The 15,533-nt window shown below is 63.2% G+C and carries 16 protein-coding genes and 1 pseudogene; 13 read left to right on the forward strand and 4 right to left on the reverse strand.

The genetic code is table 11. The features are described from left to right. The 5 genes from dapB to AC2FL1_RS22170 form a co-directional block, all read left to right on the forward strand. Positions 1-685 (forward strand): 4-hydroxy-tetrahydrodipicolinate reductase (dapB, locus tag AC2FL1_RS22150; protein WP_496878358.1); only part of this gene is annotated, 685 nt, incomplete at its 5' end. Between the two features lie 107 nt (positions 686-792). Next, on the forward strand, positions 793-2,214 hold the full coding sequence (locus AC2FL1_RS22155; RefSeq protein ID WP_496878359.1) for a circularly permuted type 2 ATP-grasp protein: 1,422 nt from the start codon (positions 793-795) through the stop codon (positions 2,212-2,214). A 3-nt stretch (positions 2,215-2,217) separates the two neighbouring features. Further along, positions 2,218-3,162: an alpha-E domain-containing protein gene (locus tag AC2FL1_RS22160; protein WP_496878360.1), complete on the forward strand. Its 945-nt coding sequence runs from the start codon at positions 2,218-2,220 to the stop codon at positions 3,160-3,162. Between the two features lie 3 nt (positions 3,163-3,165). After that, the gene (locus tag AC2FL1_RS22165) at positions 3,166-3,966 is read left to right on the forward strand and encodes a transglutaminase family protein (RefSeq protein ID WP_496878361.1); all 801 of its coding nucleotides are present in this window, start codon (positions 3,166-3,168) and stop codon (positions 3,964-3,966) included. A 9-nt stretch (positions 3,967-3,975) separates the two neighbouring features. Then, positions 3,976-4,707: a proteasome-type protease gene (locus AC2FL1_RS22170; RefSeq protein WP_496878362.1), complete on the forward strand. Its 732-nt coding sequence runs from the start codon at positions 3,976-3,978 to the stop codon at positions 4,705-4,707. A gap of 33 nt (positions 4,708-4,740) precedes the next feature. Here AC2FL1_RS22170 and AC2FL1_RS22175 read toward each other — a convergent pair whose 3' ends face one another. The 4 genes from AC2FL1_RS22175 to pepT form a co-directional block, all read right to left on the reverse strand. Beyond that, positions 4,741-6,972: a DEAD/DEAH box helicase gene (locus tag AC2FL1_RS22175; RefSeq protein ID WP_496878363.1), complete on the reverse strand. Its 2,232-nt coding sequence runs from the start codon at positions 6,970-6,972 to the stop codon at positions 4,741-4,743. A gap of 137 nt (positions 6,973-7,109) precedes the next feature. After that, positions 7,110-8,057: an ornithine cyclodeaminase family protein gene (locus AC2FL1_RS22180; RefSeq protein ID WP_496878364.1), complete on the reverse strand. Its 948-nt coding sequence runs from the start codon at positions 8,055-8,057 to the stop codon at positions 7,110-7,112. Next, a complete protein-coding gene (locus tag AC2FL1_RS22185) occupies positions 8,054-8,908 on the reverse strand; it encodes an alpha/beta fold hydrolase (protein ID WP_496878365.1) in 855 nt (284 codons plus the stop codon). Before AC2FL1_RS22185 ends, AC2FL1_RS22180 begins: the two co-directional genes overlap by 4 nt. 9 nt (positions 8,909-8,917) lie before the next feature. Further along, positions 8,918-10,156, reverse strand: coding sequence for a peptidase T (pepT, locus tag AC2FL1_RS22190; protein WP_496878366.1), 1,239 nt, complete (start codon positions 10,154-10,156; stop codon positions 8,918-8,920). Positions 10,157-10,330: 174 nt separating this feature from the next. Here pepT and fghA point away from each other — a divergent pair, with 174 nt between their 5' ends. The 8 genes and pseudogenes from fghA to AC2FL1_RS22230 form a co-directional block, all read left to right on the forward strand. After that, a complete protein-coding gene (gene fghA / locus AC2FL1_RS22195; protein WP_496878368.1) occupies positions 10,331-11,164 on the forward strand; it encodes an S-formylglutathione hydrolase in 834 nt (277 codons plus the stop codon). A gap of 8 nt (positions 11,165-11,172) precedes the next feature. Next, complete coding sequence (gene sthA / locus AC2FL1_RS22200) at positions 11,173-12,642, forward strand: Si-specific NAD(P)(+) transhydrogenase (RefSeq protein WP_496878367.1); 1,470 nt, start codon at positions 11,173-11,175, stop codon at positions 12,640-12,642. Next, complete coding sequence (locus tag AC2FL1_RS22205) at positions 12,639-13,103, forward strand: YaiI/YqxD family protein (RefSeq protein WP_496829932.1); 465 nt, start codon at positions 12,639-12,641, stop codon at positions 13,101-13,103. Before sthA ends, AC2FL1_RS22205 begins: the two co-directional genes overlap by 4 nt. 226 nt (positions 13,104-13,329) lie before the next feature. Next, positions 13,330-13,644: a 30S ribosomal protein S10 gene (gene rpsJ, locus AC2FL1_RS22210; RefSeq protein WP_005621947.1), complete on the forward strand. Its 315-nt coding sequence runs from the start codon at positions 13,330-13,332 to the stop codon at positions 13,642-13,644. 16 nt (positions 13,645-13,660) lie between these two features. After that, positions 13,661-14,386 (forward strand): 50S ribosomal protein L3, encoded by a 726-nt coding sequence (rplC, locus tag AC2FL1_RS22215; protein WP_011049497.1) that lies wholly within the window; start codon positions 13,661-13,663, stop codon positions 14,384-14,386. Beyond that, on the forward strand, positions 14,383-15,000 hold the full coding sequence (rplD, locus tag AC2FL1_RS22220; protein WP_496829930.1) for a 50S ribosomal protein L4: 618 nt from the start codon (positions 14,383-14,385) through the stop codon (positions 14,998-15,000). Before rplC ends, rplD begins: the two co-directional genes overlap by 4 nt. Next, positions 14,997-15,293, forward strand: a complete 297-nt coding sequence (locus tag AC2FL1_RS22225) for a 50S ribosomal protein L23 (protein WP_496829928.1) — start codon at positions 14,997-14,999, stop codon at positions 15,291-15,293. Before rplD ends, AC2FL1_RS22225 begins: the two co-directional genes overlap by 4 nt. A gap of 166 nt (positions 15,294-15,459) precedes the next feature. Next, a pseudogene (locus AC2FL1_RS22230) lies at positions 15,460-15,533 on the forward strand (HAD family phosphatase); the annotation flags it as partial.

A 15,533-nucleotide genomic window follows, 5' to 3' on the forward strand; every position in this document is an offset into this window, starting at 1 on the left:
CTGGATCGGGCGCGATGTGGGCGAGGCGATGGGCGGTCAGGCGCTGGGCGTTGCGGTGACCGACGACCCGCTCGAGGCATTTGCCCAGGCGCAGGCGGTGATCGACTTCACCGCGCCCGCCGCGACGCTGGAATTTGCCGCCCTCGCGGCGCAGGCGCGTTGCGTGCATGTGATCGGCACCACCGGCATGACGGCGGAACAGATCGCGGCGCTGGAACCGGCGGCGCGTCATGCGGTGATCGTGCGGGCGGGCAACATGAGCCTTGGCGTCAACCTGCTGGTACAGCTGACCAAGAAGGTGGCCGCCGCGCTGGACGAGGATTTCGATATCGAGGTAATCGAGGCGCATCACCATCATAAGGTCGATGCGCCTTCGGGGACCGCGCTGATGCTGGGCGAGGCCGCCGCCGAAGGGCGCGGCGTGCGTCTGGACGATGTGGCCGACCGCGCCCGCGATGGCATCACCGGCTCGCGCCAGCGCGGCCATATCGGGTTTCACGCCATTCGTGGCGGCGACATCGTGGGCGAACATGATGTGCTGTTCGCCGCGCCGGGCGAGCGGATCGTGCTGCGCCACGTTGCCACCGACCGCGCGGTGTTCGCGCGCGGCGCGCTCAAGGCCGCGCTGTGGGGTCAGGGAAAGGTCCCCGGCCAATACGACATGGTCGATGTGCTCGGGCTCTGATCCCTGAGCCGGTAAGATTGCACTGTTATTGGGCAGACGCCCATGACGGTGCCATTGACCGAAAAACGGAGATTGTGTTTTCCCTTGACCTGCCTAGACTTGCTTGCATGGAAAACGCGATCTTTGATGAAATGTGGGGTCGGGACGGCGCGCTGCGCGAGGCTTATTCCGATTTCAACGGCTGGTTCGAGCAAGAGGATCCGGGTCGCCTGCGCAAGAAACAGGCAGAGGCTGAACGGTTGTTCCGTCTGACCGGCATCACTTTCAACGTATACGGACGTGCCGAGGCCGCAGAGCGATTGATCCCCTTCGATATCATTCCGCGTATCATTTCTGGTCGCGAATGGTCGCGGCTGGCGCGCGGGATCGAACAGCGGGTCCGCGCGATCAACGCCTTTCTGCATGACATTTATCACCGCCAGGAGATCGTGCGGGCGGGCCGTTTGCCAGCCGAGATGATCTCGCGCAATGAAGCATTCTTGCCGCAGATGATCGGGGTCTCGCCACCGGGCGGAGTGTACACCCATATCGTCGGTATAGACTTGGTGCGGACGGGCCCGGACGAGTTCTTTGTGCTTGAGGATAATGCGCGCACCCCCTCGGGCGTCAGCTATATGCTGGAGAACCGGGAAACCATGCTGCACATGTTTCCCGAGCTGTTTTCGCAGAACCGGGTGCAAGCAGTACAGAACTATCCCCGGCAACTGCGCCGATCGCTCTCGGCATGTGCGCCCGCCTCCGCCTCGGAAAAGCCCACCGTCGCGGTGCTGACGCCGGGCATCTACAACTCGGCCTATTACGAACACAGCTTCCTTGCTGACAAGATGGGTGTGGAACTGGTCGAGGGGCACGACCTGCGGGTGATTGACGGGCGCGTGGCGATGCGCACGACCCGTGGATACAAGACCATTGATGTCTTGTATCGACGGGTAGATGACGATTTTCTCGACCCTCTCAATTTCCGCCCCGACTCGGCTTTGGGCATACCTGGTATCATGGATGTTTACCGCGCCGGAGGCATAACCATCGCCAATGCCCCGGGGACAGGGATCGCCGATGACAAGGCAATCTATTCATACATGCCGGATATCGTCGAGTTCTATACAGGGGAAAAGGCACTGCTTAAGAATGTGCCGACGTGGCGCTGCAACGAACCTGACAGCCTGGCCTATGTGCTGGACAACCTGACCGAGCTGGTGGTGAAAGAAGTGCACGGGTCGGGCGGCTATGGAATGCTGATCGGTCCCACCGCCTCCAAGCGCGAGGTGAACGAGTTCCGAAAGAAGCTGAAAGCCAATCCGGGCAACTATATCGCCCAGCCGACCTTGTCTCTGTCGACTGTCCCGATCTTTACCAAGGCAGGATTGGCGCCGCGCCATGTCGATCTGCGCCCCTTCGTGCTGGTATCGCCGCAGGGTGTCGATATCACCCCCGGTGGGCTGACCCGTGTGGCGCTGAAACGGGGCAGTCTGGTGGTGAACTCGTCGCAGGGCGGCGGCACCAAGGATACCTGGGTGCTGGAGGACTAGAACATGCTGGGAAAGACCGCCGGCGGGCTCTTCTGGATGTTCCGCTATCTCGAGCGCTCCGAGAATACCGCGCGCCTGATCGAGGCAGGCCAGCGCATCGCGCTTACCAGGTCCGGTTCGGTCGACGACGAATGGACCAGTGTGCTGCAATCGGCCGGCGCATATGCCGGTTATGTCGAAACCCATGGCCCGGAGGTCACCCGTGACGGCGCCATAGACTGGATGCTGCGGGACAAGGACAACCCCTCGTCTGTGCTCAATATGGCCGAAGCCGCGCGCAACAACGGCAAGACGGTGCGGACCGCATTGACGCGAGAGGCCTGGGAAAGCGTCAACGAAAACTGGATGACGTTGAAAGAGGCCCTGAAGCGCAAGGTACCTGAGCGTGATCTGCCCGATGTTCTGACCCTGATCCGCCAACGCTCGGCCTTTGTGCGGGGGGCGATGCACGGCACGATGCTTCGCAATGACATCTACGATTTTGCCAGGATCGGCACATTCATCGAGCGTGCGGACAACACCGCGCGAATCCTTGACGTGAAATACTATGTGCTGCTGCCTTCGGTCGTTTCGGTGGGCAGTTCGTTGGACAACGTGCAATGGCAGACGATCTTGCGGTCTGTTTCCGCCGAGGGCGGATTTCACATGACCTTTGGCCAGGATCCTCGCCCGCGCGAGATCGCCCAGTTCCTGATCCTCGACCGCCGCATGCCACGCAGTCTCGCATTCTGCGTCGACAAGATACGGTCGAACCTTGGCTATCTGGCGGACGACTACGGCGTGCGGCTGCGCTGTCATTCGATGTGCGACCAGCTGGCCGATCACACCATGTCCCGTGACATCGATGAAATCATCGAAATGGGGCTGCACGAGTTCATCACCGATTTCCTAAAGTCGCTAACCGCCCTCGGTGGCCAGACGGAAATCGATTACAGGTTCTTTAATTGACCCATGCGACTCAAGATCAACCATACCACGCACTACACATATGATGAGCCGGTGCCCTATGCCCTGCAACAGCTGCGCTTGACGCCAAAGACCGGGCATGGGCAGACGGTTCTTGACTGGACGGTGCGCGTGGAGGGCGGCCAGAAGCAACTTAGCTTCGAGGACCAGCACCACAATACGGTCGATTTGATCAGTTTCGACGCGGGCACGACCGAGATCACGGTGCACTGCGAAGGGACGGTAGAGGTAGAGGATAACCATGGCGTGATCGGCCAGCATGGTGGTTTCATGCCGATGTGGATGTTTCTGCGTTCGACCGATGTCACCCGTGCCGGGCCGCAGGTGCGTCGCCTGGCAAGCAGTGTCGAGGGCCAACCCGGAAGCCTTGCCTGGCTGCATGGTCTTTCGTCGGCGATTCGAGTGGCGGTGAGCTATGAGACCGGACGTTCCAATGTCGACTGGAGCGCGGAAAACGCGCTGGATGCCGGGCATGGCGTGTGTCAGGACCATTCCCATGTCTTCATCGCTTGCTGCCGGCATCTGGATGTTCCGGCCCGCTACGTGTCCGGTTACCTGATGATGAACGATCGCATCGACCAGGAAGCAACCCACGCCTGGGCCGAGGCCTGGATCGAAGGGCTTGGATGGGTCGGTTTTGATGTCTCGAACGGCATTTCCCCCGACACTCGATATGTCAGGGCCGCGACCGGTCTGGACTATGCCGAGGCTGCTCCGGTATCTGGAACACGATTCGGCACCGCAGGCGAGGCGCTTTCGGTGCAGGTTCAGGTCCAGCAGCAGTAAAGGCATGCGATGACATATTGCGTAGGGATGCGGCTCGAACGCGGGCTTCTCTTCATGTCAGACACGCGCACCAATGCCGGTGTCGACAACATCTCGACCTTTCGCAAGATGTCCACCTTCGAGAACCCGGGCGAGCGCTGCATTACCGTCCTGACCGCAGGCAACCTGGCGACCACGCAGTCGGTGATTTCGATCCTAGAGGAACGCACCAAAGCACCCGCCGATCGCAAACCGTCGATCATGGAGGTGCCAACCATGTTCCAGGTGGCGCAACTGGTCGGTCAGACCCTGCGTGAGGTGATTGCCTCGAATTCGGAAGAGGGGCAGCGGGCGGATGCGGCCTTCAACGCGACCCTGATCGTAGGGGGGCAGATTGCAGGTAGCCCGCCGCGCCTGTTCCTGATCTACCCCGAGGGGAATTTCATCGAAGCGGGCGAGGACACGCCCTATTTCCAGATCGGCGAGACCAAGTATGGTCGCCCGATCCTGGTGCGCGCCTACGAGCCGGACATGAGTTTCGAGGCGGCGGTCAAGCTGCTGCTGGTAAGTTTCGATTCGACCATAAAGGCCAACCTTTCGGTGGGTCTGCCGCTGGACCTGCAACTCTACGAGGAAGGCAGCTGCCTGCGTGGTCTGTCCCGCCGTATCGACGCCGACGACCCTTATTTCCAGGCTATTTCCTCGGGTTGGGGTACGGCCCTGAAATCGGCGTTTGACAGCCTTCCCGACATAGAGCTCTGATCACCCGCCGACTGTCGTCGGCGGGTGCTGTCGTCATTTCTTGCGGCGCGGCGGTGCGTCACCACCCTTGTTCAACGGCTTTCCCGCTGGACGTGCAAACGGTTTACCTTGGCGGGCAGGCTTTCCTGTTTCGGTTTTCTTAGCGCGAAACGACTTGCCGGGATCCGATCTGTCAGACCGGTAAGGCTTTACGCCGCCCTGCGGTTTGTCCGAGCGATTGGGTCTGTCTCCACCGCCCTGCGGCTTGTCCGAACGAAAGGGTTTGCCGCCCTTGGGCGCATCTGCACGATAGCGTTTTTCACCCTGACTGCTCTCTGATTGGCGCGGTTTCGCATCGTCAGTTCGCGCTGGGCGGAACGCTTTGGGGCTGCTGAATTTGGACGAACGCTTGGGCGCTTGATCCGTCTTTTCCGCCGGCTTTTGTCGAGCGTGCGCCGGTTTCGATGGCTTGGATGTCACGGCCCTTGCAGGCCTCGCGCCCTTGTCCCTGGTCCTGCTATCCGGCTTTGGCTTGCTCCGGGGGGCCGCAGGTTCGGAGGCTGGATTTTTCGCTTCCGTCCGGTCTTGGGCCCGGACATCATGCGAAGCTTCAGATGCGGTTTCCGTTCTGGGCGCGCGCGGTGTTCTTGGAGCAGGCCGCTCGAAATCACGGTCTCGGCTCTTCTTGGGCGCCCGCGCGCGCGGAGTGTCGGCGGGAGGGCTATCGAGCAGTCGCGCGGTGATTTCCCCTTCGACGACACCGGACGGGCCGATTTGGTCAAGGAACCCCTGAACCGCCGCTTCGGCCAGTTCCACATGGGTTTCCTGCGCCTGCATGGTGATCTTGCCGATCTGGCTTTTCTCCAGATTGCCGGCCCGGCACAGCAGCGGCAGCAGCCAGCGCGGTTCGGCCCGCTGTTCGCGTCCGACCGAGAGCGAGATCCAGCGCGAGGGGCCGAAACTTGCCGCAGCCGACGGAGCGCCGCGCGCGGGAGGCTGGTTCAGTTCCTCGGGCGCGGTCAACCCGGCACGGTATAGACGCAGACAGGCCACCGCGATCTGTTCGGGCGTGAATTGTTCCATCAGGCCGGCGGCGATGCGGGTTTCCTCGTCCTCGACCGGATCGGTCCAGAGCGGATCGGAGAGGAGCCGCGCCTCGTCCTTGGCTAGAATGTCCTCGGGCGTGGGGGCCTGGGTCCATTCGGCCTCGATCTTGGCCCATTTCAGCAGGCGCGACGCTTTTTTGGAAATCTTGTCCGGCACGATCAGCGCAGAGATCCCCTTGCGCCCGGCGCGTCCGGTGCGGCCCGACCGGTGCAAGAGCCCTTCGGTGTTGGTCGGCAGATCGGCATGGATCACCAGGTCGAGGTTGGGCAGGTCGATGCCGCGCGCGGCCACATCGGTGGCAACGCAGACGCGGGCCCGTCCGTCGCGCATGGCCTGCAGCGCATGGCTGCGCTCGTCCTGGCTCAGCTCTCCCGACAGGCTGACCACGGCAAAGCCACGGTTGGCCAGACGTGCGGTCAGTCGCGCCACGGCGGCACGGGTATTGGCAAAGACTATGGCGGTGGGCGCATCGTGGAACCTGAGCAGGTTTATGATGGCGTGTTCACCGTCGCCACCCGAAACCTGCACCGCCTGATAAGAGATATCGGCATGCTGGCGTTCGCCGCCCAGGGTCGAAATGCGCGCAGCCTGGCGCTGATAGGTCTTGGCCAGTTCCGCGATAGCGGGAGAGACCGTTGCCGAGAACAGCAGGGTGCGGCGGTCTTCGGGCGCCTCACCCAGCATGAATTCCAAGTCCTCGCGAAAGCCGAGGTCAAGCATCTCGTCGGCCTCGTCCAGCACCACGGCGCGGATATCGGCCAGATCAAGCGCGCCGCGCGTGATGTGGTCGCGCAGGCGCCCCGGCGTGCCGACGACGATATGGGCGCCGCGTTCCAGCGCCCGGCGCTCGGTGCGGGCATCCATGCCGCCGATACAGGTGGCGATGCGCCCGCCGGTCTTGGCAAAGAGCCATGTCAGCTCGCGGCTGACCTGCAAGGCCAGTTCGCGGGTGGGGGCCACGACCAGCGCCAGCGGTGCTGCAGGCGGGCCCAGTGTTTCGGCCTCACCCAGCAGGGTGGGGGCGATGGCCAGGCCAAAGCCCACGGTCTTGCCCGATCCGGTCCGGGCCGAGACAAGCAGGTCGGCGCTGGCCAACGCGGGGTCGGTGACCGCCTGTTGTACATCGGTCAGCGTTTCGAAGCCGCGCTCGGCGAGGGCATCGAGAAGGGGGGAAGTCATCAGGGGAATGTCCAATAGGGCGCGGGACTCACCCCGGCGCAAAGATTGGGCCATCTAACGAAGAGAGGCGCATTTGTCCATGCCTGACGGCGTGAATGCTGCGAATACCGGCTATGTCGCGGCCAGATGGGCGTCTGCTAGCCGATGGCGCGGCAAACATGATCGGCGCAGGCCAGATCCTGCGCGGCGATGCCAAGTGAGCGGTAGAGCGTGATCGCATTGGTGCCCGAGCGCCCCGGAACCTTGCCCGAGAGCACTTCTCCGATCTCGCCCCTGACATGCGTCTCGGTCATCGCGCCCGTTTCCAGCGCCGAGATGATCTCGCGCGCCTGGTCAAAGGCCGAAGGGCGGTAGTCGACGAACAGCTCGGATTTCAGCAGCAGCGCCTCGTCGATTTCCTGCATCGAAGGGATCGAGGCGCCGACCGCGTTCACATGCGTGCCCGGCCCGATCCAGTCGCCGTGCAGCACAACCGAGGGCGATGAGGTCAGCGTGCAGACGATATCGGCCCCGTTGACCGCCTGTTCGGCATCGATGGCGGCGGAGAACGTGATGCCGGGAAAATGATCGGCCATGCGCCGGACAAATGCGGCGGCACGCTCCGGGTTGCGCCCGGCAACCCGGATCTCGTCAATCTCGCGCACCTGCGTCAGTGCCTCGACATGGCTTTCAGCCTGTTCTCCGGTACCGACCAGTGCCAAAACCTGCGCATCGGGTCGGGCCAGAGCCCGGGTTGCCACAGCGGTTGCTGCGGCGGTGCGGATCGCGGTGATCGCATCGGCATCCAGTGCCGCGCGGGGCTGCCCGGTCTCGGCATCGAACAGCAACACCGTACCGATATGCGAGCTGAGCCCCTTAGCGGGGTTGCCGGGAAAGAGGCTCAGCACCTTGATGCCATAGATCGTCGGGTCGCTCAGCGCGCCGGGCATCACGCCCAGCCGGTTGGTGCCGTCGATATCCATCACCGTGCGCAGCGGCAGGTTGGCCTGCCCCTCGGAGACCCGGATCATCGTCTTTTCCACAACCTCGATGGCGTCGCGCATCGACAGGTGCTTGCGGATTTCTTCGGCGGTAAAGATCTTCATGACAGACTTTCCTCTCCGGCAGGCCAGATCGTTTGGCCAGCCGGCAGATCCAGCACCTCGCGCAGCAATGCGGTATAGGCGTCGGGACGGGTGACATAGGGAAAGTGGCTGGCCGCCCGGAACCTGTATGCGCGAACAGGGTCCAGCGCGGCGCGCAGGCCCTCGCGCATTGGTGGGGCGATCAGGTGGTCGTCATCGCTTTGAACCGTAAAGATGCGGTCGCGGGGCAGGCTTTGCGCGGGCAACTCCGGCGCGGTTTTCAGCGCCTGCAATCGCGCGCGCAATTCACCTTCGGGGATGCGTCCGCGCACCTCTTGTAGCAAGAGGTGCACCAGATCGCGATAGGGGTGGTCGGGTGCCTGCCAAGTGCTCAACCCGGCCTCGAACCCCGCGCGCAGATCGTCGATTGGCGTGGTGGCAAGGTCCAGCGCATAGGGCGGCACCTGGTCAATCCCCCGGGCCGAAGCCAGCGTGTTGGCCGCCACCAGCCCGCCGCACAGCGCAGGTTCCGTGGCAGTCAGATACTGCGCCAGATAGCCGCCCAACGACGAGCCGAGCACGGTCGCGCCCCGCATTCCAGCGTCCGCGATCATTTGCGCCAGATCCGCCGCCCAATCGGCGATCCCGCCCGACGCCGGATAGCTGACCGCGAGGATCTGCGCCTCCTCCGACAGCGCCGCGATCTGTTGCCAGAAGATATCGGCCCGGCCCAGCGTGCCGGGGATCAGCACCAGCGCGGGGCCGCGTTGTCCTAGCCGGATCACCCCCCAGTCGCGGCCATGGACGACATGGCGCGCTTCCGGGTGGCGGGCTGCGAACTTGTCACGTTCGGTTTCAAGTTCGCTTGCCATGACCACCCCTCAGCCCTTTGCCGCCATCTGCGCCAGCCTGAGACAGGTGCGGGTAGCGGTTGCCATGTCCTGCACCGAAATCCATTCCAGCGGTCCGTGGATACATTGCATGCCGGTAAAGACATTGGGTGTCGGCACCCCCATTTCGGTCAGGCGAGAGCCGTCGGTGCCGCCCCGGATCGGGACCGAGATCGGCGCGACCCCTTCGGCATCGGCCGCCGCGCGGGCCAGCTCGACGGGTGTCATGTCCTTTTCCAGCCAATAGCGCATATTGCGGTATTGCGGATAGATCTTGCATTTGATTGTCGCGCGCGGCTCGCCCGCCTGCACGGCAGCGCAGACCTGGCGCAGCAGCTCTCCCTTGGCGGCCAGCCCGTCCCGCTCGAAATCGCGCAGGATGAACTTGATCACCATTTCCGACGAGCCGCCCTCCATATCGGTGGCGTGGATGAAGCCGTCGCGCCCGTCGGTGGTTTCGGGGGTCATCGTTGCCTGTGGCAGGGTTTGTACAATCTTCGAGGCAAGGTGGATCGCATTGACCATCTTCTCCTTGGCCCAGCCGGGATGGATCGACACGCCCGTCACCGTCACCACCGCGCGGTCGGCAGAGAAGCTCTCATACTCGATCTCGCCCACTTGCCCGCCATCCAGCGTATAGGCGAAATCGGCACGCAGATCGCCGGGCAGGCGCTCGCTCACCCCGTGACCGATTTCCTCATCGGGGGTAAAGGCCACGCGGATCGGACCGCGCGCGATATCGGGGTTGTTCAGCAGATGCCGCGCCATGGTCATGATGATGGCCACGCCCGCCTTGTCATCGGCGCCCAGCAGTGTGGTGCCCGAGGCGGTGATCAGGTCATGACCGATCTTTTCCGCCAGATAGGGGTGTTCGGCGGGCGACAGCACCAAAGCGGGATCGTCGGGAAAGGTGATGTCGCCGCCGTTATAGCCGCTGATCACGCGCGGCTTGACCCCGCTGGCGTTGAACTGCGGCGCGGTGTCCACATGGGCAAGGAACCCAACGGTCGGCCCCGGTGCGGTGCCCGGAATCGTCGCCAAAACGACGCCGTACTCGGTCAGTTCCACATCCTGCGCGCCCATCTCGGTCAACTCGTCGCGCAGCAGGTGCAGCATGTCGAACTGGCAGGCGGTGCTAGGCGAGGTGGTCGCGGTCTCGTCGCTCTGGCTGTCGATGGCGGCATAGCGGACGAGCCGATCCTGAAGTTCCTTGTCGAATTGGTTTTGCATGTCGCCTCCTGCGGTTGATCGCGATCAAAGGCGCAGGTCCGGAACAAGTCAAGCGGGCCGCTGCGACACCGCCGAGTGCCGCAAAAAGACGGGGCGGATCGGCCAGCATGCTTTACCTCTGAGCCCCAGACCGCTAGCCATTGCGTGAAACCAGAGGGAAAGGACCGTGTCATGATCGAAGCCGTCTCGGAAAACGCCTGTTTCGGGGGAGTTCAGGGGGTCTATCGCCATGCCTCGACTGCCACCGGCTGTGACATGACCTTTGGCCTGTTCCTGCCGGCCGAGGCCAAGGACGGCCCGGTACCCGTGCTGTGGTACCTGTCCGGCCTGACCTGCACCCATGAAAACGCCATGGTCAAGGCGGGTGCGCAGGGATGGGCCGCCGAGCAGGGAATCGCTCTTGTTTTTCCCGATACCTCGCCGCGCGGCGAAGGTGTTGCGGATCACGAGGATTACGATCTGGGTCAGGGAGCGGGCTTCTATGTGAACGCGACGCAAGAGCCTTGGGCGCCGCATTTCCGCATGTGGGATTACGTGGCCGAGGAACTGCCCGCGCTGCTGACCGAACATTTCGCCATCGACCCCGCCCGGCAGGCGATCACCGGTCATTCCATGGGCGGGCACGGGGCGCTGACGCTGGCGATGAACCTGCCGGGCCGCTATCGCTCGGTCTCGGCCTTCGCGCCGATTTCGAACCCGACGGGCAGCGATTGGGGCCGCAAGCAGCTGACCGCTTATCTGGGCACGGACGAGGCGGCCTGGGCCAAGCATGACGCATCGCTGATGATGAAACAGGCGGGCTTTGACGGTCCGATCCTGATCGACACCGGCACCAGTGACCAGTTCATCGACCTGCTTCGCCCCGAGGCGCTGGCCGCCGCCATCGCCGAGCGCCGCCAGCAGGCCACGGTGCGGCTGCAACCGGGGTATGACCATTCCTATTTCTTTGTCTCCAGTTTCATGGAAGACCACGTGTCGTTCCATGCCGAAGCGCTTTATCGCGATTGAGCGGCGGCATGGGCACGTTCGACTATGACCTGATCATCATCGGTTCCGGCCCCTCGGGGCGCGCCGCCGCGATCCAGGCGGGCAAACTGAAACGCCGGGTGCTGGTGATCGACCGCAAGGACCGGCTGGGCGGTGTCTCGGTCCATACCGGCACCATCCCGTCCAAGACGCTGCGCGAAACGGTGCTGAACCTGTCAGGCTGGCGCGAGCGCAGCTTTTACGGGCGCTCCTACCGGGTCAAGGACCGGATCAGCGCCGAGGATCTCAAGGCGCGGCTGCACATGACGCTCGATTACGAGGTCGACGTGCTGGAGCACCAGTTCAACCGCAACCATATCGACACGCTGAACGGGCTGGCCCGCTTTGTCGGCCCGCACGAGATCGAGGTCGCGACCGAGGCGGGCGATACCACGCGCCTGACCGCCGCCAAGTTCCTGATCGCCACCGGAACCAAGACCTATCGCCCCGATTACGTCCCTTTCAACGGCAAGACGGTGGTCGATGGCGACGACTTTCTGGAGATGGAGCGGATCCCGCGTTCGCTGGCCGTGATCGGCGCCGGGGTGATCGGGGTCGAATATGCCAGCATGTTCTCGGCGCTGGATGTGCGGGTGACGCTGATCGAACCGCGCGAGACCTTTCTCGACTTCATCGACCGCACCCTGATCCAGGAATTCACCCATCAGATCCGCGAGAACGGTGTCGATCTGCGGTTGGGTTCTGCGGTGGAGAAGATCGAGGATACTGGCAGCCATATCGAGATCAGCCTGGCCAATGGCCGCCATATCCGGGCCGAGATGCTGCTGTTCGCCGCTGGTCGGATGGGCGCGACCTCGGCCCTGAACCTGGATGCGGTGGGGCTGGAAACCGATCACCGCAACCGGATCACGGTGGATCGCAAGACCTATCAGACGTCGGTACCCCATATCTATGCCACCGGCGATGTGATCGGGCATCCTTCGCTTGCCTCGACTTCGATGCAGCAGGGGCGGGTCGCGGCCTGTCATGCGCTGGAAACGCCGACCCTGCCGGAAAGCCCCTGGTTCCCCTATGGCATCTATTCGGTGCCCGAGATGTCCACCTGCGGCATGTCAGAGGAAGAGTTGCAGGAACGCGGCATCCCCTACGAGGTGGGCGTGGCGCGATTCCGCGAGACCTCGCGCGGGCATATCATGGGGCTGGAACATGGTATGCTGAAGATGCTGCTGAGCCTCAAGACCCGTCGCGTGCTGGGGGTGCAGATCGTGGGCGAGGGCGCGACCGAGCTGATCCATATCGGCCAGGCTGTGATGAACCTGAAAGGCACGGTGGACTATTTCGTGCAGAACACGTTCAACTATCCGACTCTGGCCGAGGCCTATCGCACCGCCGGTCTGGATGCGTTCAACCGGATGCCGATCCCCGAGGAGTTCAAGGTAAGGCGCAAGAACGGCAAAGCCGAGACCGCCGACAAGAAACCCTCGGCCAAAGAGAAATGACAACGCTTTATATCGATGCCGATGCCTGTCCGGTGAAGGCCGAGGCCGAGCGGGTTGCCACCCGGCACCGGCTGCGCATGGCCGTGGTGTCGAACGGGGGGCTACGCCCATCGCAAAATCCGCTGGTCGAAACCGTGATCGTGCCCGACGGGCCGGACGTGGCCGACATGTGGATCGCCGAGCGCGCCGGGCGCGGCGATGTGGTGATCACCTCGGATATCCCGCTGGCCGCCAAATGCGTCGAGGCGGGCGCCCGGGTGCTGCGTCACAACGGCGAGGCCTTCACCCCCGCGAATATCGGCCAGCAACTGGCGATGCGCGACCTGATGGCCGACCTGCGCGCCGCCAACCCGCTGGGCGCGGGCGGTGGCGGCAAACCCTTTTCCAAAGCCGACCGCGCGCGGTTTCTGGACGCGCTGGAGCGCGAGATTCGCGCGGCGCAAAGGGATGCACAGGGCTGATATCCGGCCGGCAATCCCCTTGGCGGGTGGTATTTGGGGGAAAAGCGTCCGCATCCCGCCGCCGGGGGCCAAAACCCCTTGTCAGCCATCCCGACCCCTAGTATAGCGCGCGGGTTCTCGATGAGAATTTGGCGGCGGGGTGATTCCCGCCGTTTGGGTTCGACGAGGGTTTGCGATGCGCGCGGATCCTCCTCTCAACCCCAACGCCTGACAAAAAGGCATGACAATGCAAAGCCAAAATATCCGTATCCGGCTGAAGGCATTTGACTATCGCGTTCTGGACGCCAGCACGCAAGAGATCGTCAACACTGCCAAGCGGACCGGCGCGCAAGTGCGCGGCCCGATCCCGCTGCCGAACAAGATCGAGAAGTTCACGGTTCTCCGTGGCCCTCACGTCGACAAGAAAAGCCGTGACCAGTTCGAGATCCGCACCCACAAGCGGCTCCTGGATATCGTTGATCCGACCCCGCAGACGGTGGACGCGCTGATGAAGCTCGACCTCGCCGCCGGCGTGGACGTCGAGATCAAGCTGCAGTCGTAAGATCGGAGGGTAGAAAATGCGTTCCGGTATTATCGCAAAGAAAGTCGGCATGACCCGGCTGTTCATGGAAGACGGCAAGCAGATCCCTGTGACCGTTCTTCAGCTGGACAACCTGCAGGTCGTCGCCCAGCGCACCACCGAGAAGGATGGCTATACCGCCGTTCAGCTGGGTGCAGGCACTCCCAAGATCAAGCGCGTGTCCAAGGCCATGCGCGGCCATTTCGCCGCACAGAAGGTCGAGCCCAAGCGCAAGCTGGCCGAGTTCCGCGTGTCCGAAGACGCGCTGATCGAAGTTGGCGCCGAGATCTCGGCCGAGCATTTCCTGACCGGCCAGAAGGTCGACGTGTCGGGGACCTCGATCGGTAAGGGTTTCGCCGGTGCCATGAAGCGCCACAACTTCGGTGGTCTGCGCGCCTCGCACGGCGTGTCGATCAGCCACCGTTCGCACGGCTCTACCGGTCAGTGTCAGGACCCGGGCCGCGTGTTCAAGGGCAAGAAGATGGCCGGTCACATGGGTGCTGCCCGTGTCACCACCCAGAACCTCGAAGTCGTGAAAACCGACGCCGAGCGTGGTCTGGTCTTCATCAAGGGCGCCGTGCCCGGTCCGAAGTCCGGCTGGGTCACCGTCAAGGATGCCGTCAAGAAGAAAGCACCGGAAGGCCTGCCCTTCCCGGCTGCTGTGAAATCGGCCGCAACCGAAGCACCTGTTGCCGAAGCGCCCGCCGAAGGGGGTGAAGCATGAAACTCGATGTGATCAAACTCGACGGCTCCAAGGCCGGTGACATCGACCTGGACGAGGCCCTGTTCGGGCTGGAACCGCGTGCGGACATCCTGCACCGCGTGGTCCGTTGGCAGCGCAACAATGCGCAGGCCGGCACCCACAAGGTTCTGACCAAGTCGGAAGTCAGCTACTCGACCAAGAAGATCTACCGCCAGAAGGGCACCGGTGGCGCACGCCATGGCTCGCGCAAATCGCCGACCTTCCGTCACGGTGGCGTCTACAAGGGTCCGACCCCGCGGTCGCACGGCCACGACCTGACCAAGAAGTTCCGCAAGCTGGGTCTTCGCCACGCGCTGTCGGCCAAGGCCAAGGCAGGTGAGCTGGTCGTGATCGAGAACGCCGATGCCGAAGGCAAGACCGCAGCTCTGGCCAAGCAGGTTGCAAACCTGGGCTGGAAGCGCGCGCTGGTCATCGACGGCGCCGCGGTCAACGAAGGGTTCGCCCGCGCCGCGCGCAACATCGAAGGTCTGGATATCCTGCCGTCGATGGGCGCAAACGTCTATGACATCCTCAAGCGTGACACCCTGGTGCTCACCAAAGCGGCTGTCGAAGCACTGGAGGCTCGTCTGAAATGAGCGCGAAAGCACAACATTACGACGTGATCCGCAAGCCGATCATCACCGAGAAATCGACCATGGCATCCGAAAACGGCGCCGTGGTGTTCGAAGTGTCGATGGACAGCAACAAGCCGCAGATCAAGGAAGCGGTTGAATCGCTGTTCGGTGTCAAGGTGAAGGCGGTCAACACCACCATCACCAAGGGCAAGGTCAAGCGGTTCCGCGGCCAGCTGGGCAAGCGGAAAGACGTGAAAAAGGCCTATGTGACCCTCGAAGAGGGCAACACGATCGACGTGTCGACCGGCCTCTGAGCGACCTCGCTCTTGTAACAGATCGAACCCCGGCTGCCCTGCGCAGCCGGGGTTTTTCGTTTCACGGGTTGGGGCGGATGTTTCGGGTTGATCATCCGGCCTGCTCTTGGTTCAGTCCGACGCAGGACCTCCGGTCCGCATGCATTCAGGGCAAGTGAGATTTCAGATGACAATCGAGGCGGTGATTTTCGACATCGGCAATGTGCTGATCGAGTGGAAGCCCGAGCGATATTACGACCG

The organism is Ruegeria sp. YKSF070 (assembly GCF_059612725.1).

Coding starts and splice junctions, on each gene's coding strand:
- pepT (WP_496878366.1), bottom strand. CDS start 10,156: ATGCAAAACCAATTCGACAAGGAACTTCAGGATCGGCTCGTCCGCTAT.
- AC2FL1_RS22170 (WP_496878362.1), top strand. CDS start 3,976: ATGACATATTGCGTAGGGATGCGGCTCGAACGCGGGCTTCTCTTCATG.
- AC2FL1_RS22205 (WP_496829932.1), top strand. CDS start 12,639: ATGACAACGCTTTATATCGATGCCGATGCCTGTCCGGTGAAGGCCGAG.
- rpsJ (WP_005621947.1), top strand. CDS start 13,330: ATGCAAAGCCAAAATATCCGTATCCGGCTGAAGGCATTTGACTATCGC.
- rplC (WP_011049497.1), top strand. CDS start 13,661: ATGCGTTCCGGTATTATCGCAAAGAAAGTCGGCATGACCCGGCTGTTC.
- AC2FL1_RS22155 (WP_496878359.1), top strand. CDS start 793: ATGGAAAACGCGATCTTTGATGAAATGTGGGGTCGGGACGGCGCGCTG.
- AC2FL1_RS22225 (WP_496829928.1), top strand. CDS start 14,997: ATGAGCGCGAAAGCACAACATTACGACGTGATCCGCAAGCCGATCATC.
- AC2FL1_RS22165 (WP_496878361.1), top strand. CDS start 3,166: ATGCGACTCAAGATCAACCATACCACGCACTACACATATGATGAGCCG.
- AC2FL1_RS22180 (WP_496878364.1), bottom strand. CDS start 8,057: ATGAAGATCTTTACCGCCGAAGAAATCCGCAAGCACCTGTCGATGCGC.
- AC2FL1_RS22160 (WP_496878360.1), top strand. CDS start 2,218: ATGCTGGGAAAGACCGCCGGCGGGCTCTTCTGGATGTTCCGCTATCTC.
- rplD (WP_496829930.1), top strand. CDS start 14,383: ATGAAACTCGATGTGATCAAACTCGACGGCTCCAAGGCCGGTGACATC.
- AC2FL1_RS22175 (WP_496878363.1), bottom strand. CDS start 6,972: ATGACTTCCCCCCTTCTCGATGCCCTCGCCGAGCGCGGCTTCGAAACG.
- sthA (WP_496878367.1), top strand. CDS start 11,173: ATGGGCACGTTCGACTATGACCTGATCATCATCGGTTCCGGCCCCTCG.
- AC2FL1_RS22185 (WP_496878365.1), bottom strand. CDS start 8,908: ATGGCAAGCGAACTTGAAACCGAACGTGACAAGTTCGCAGCCCGCCAC.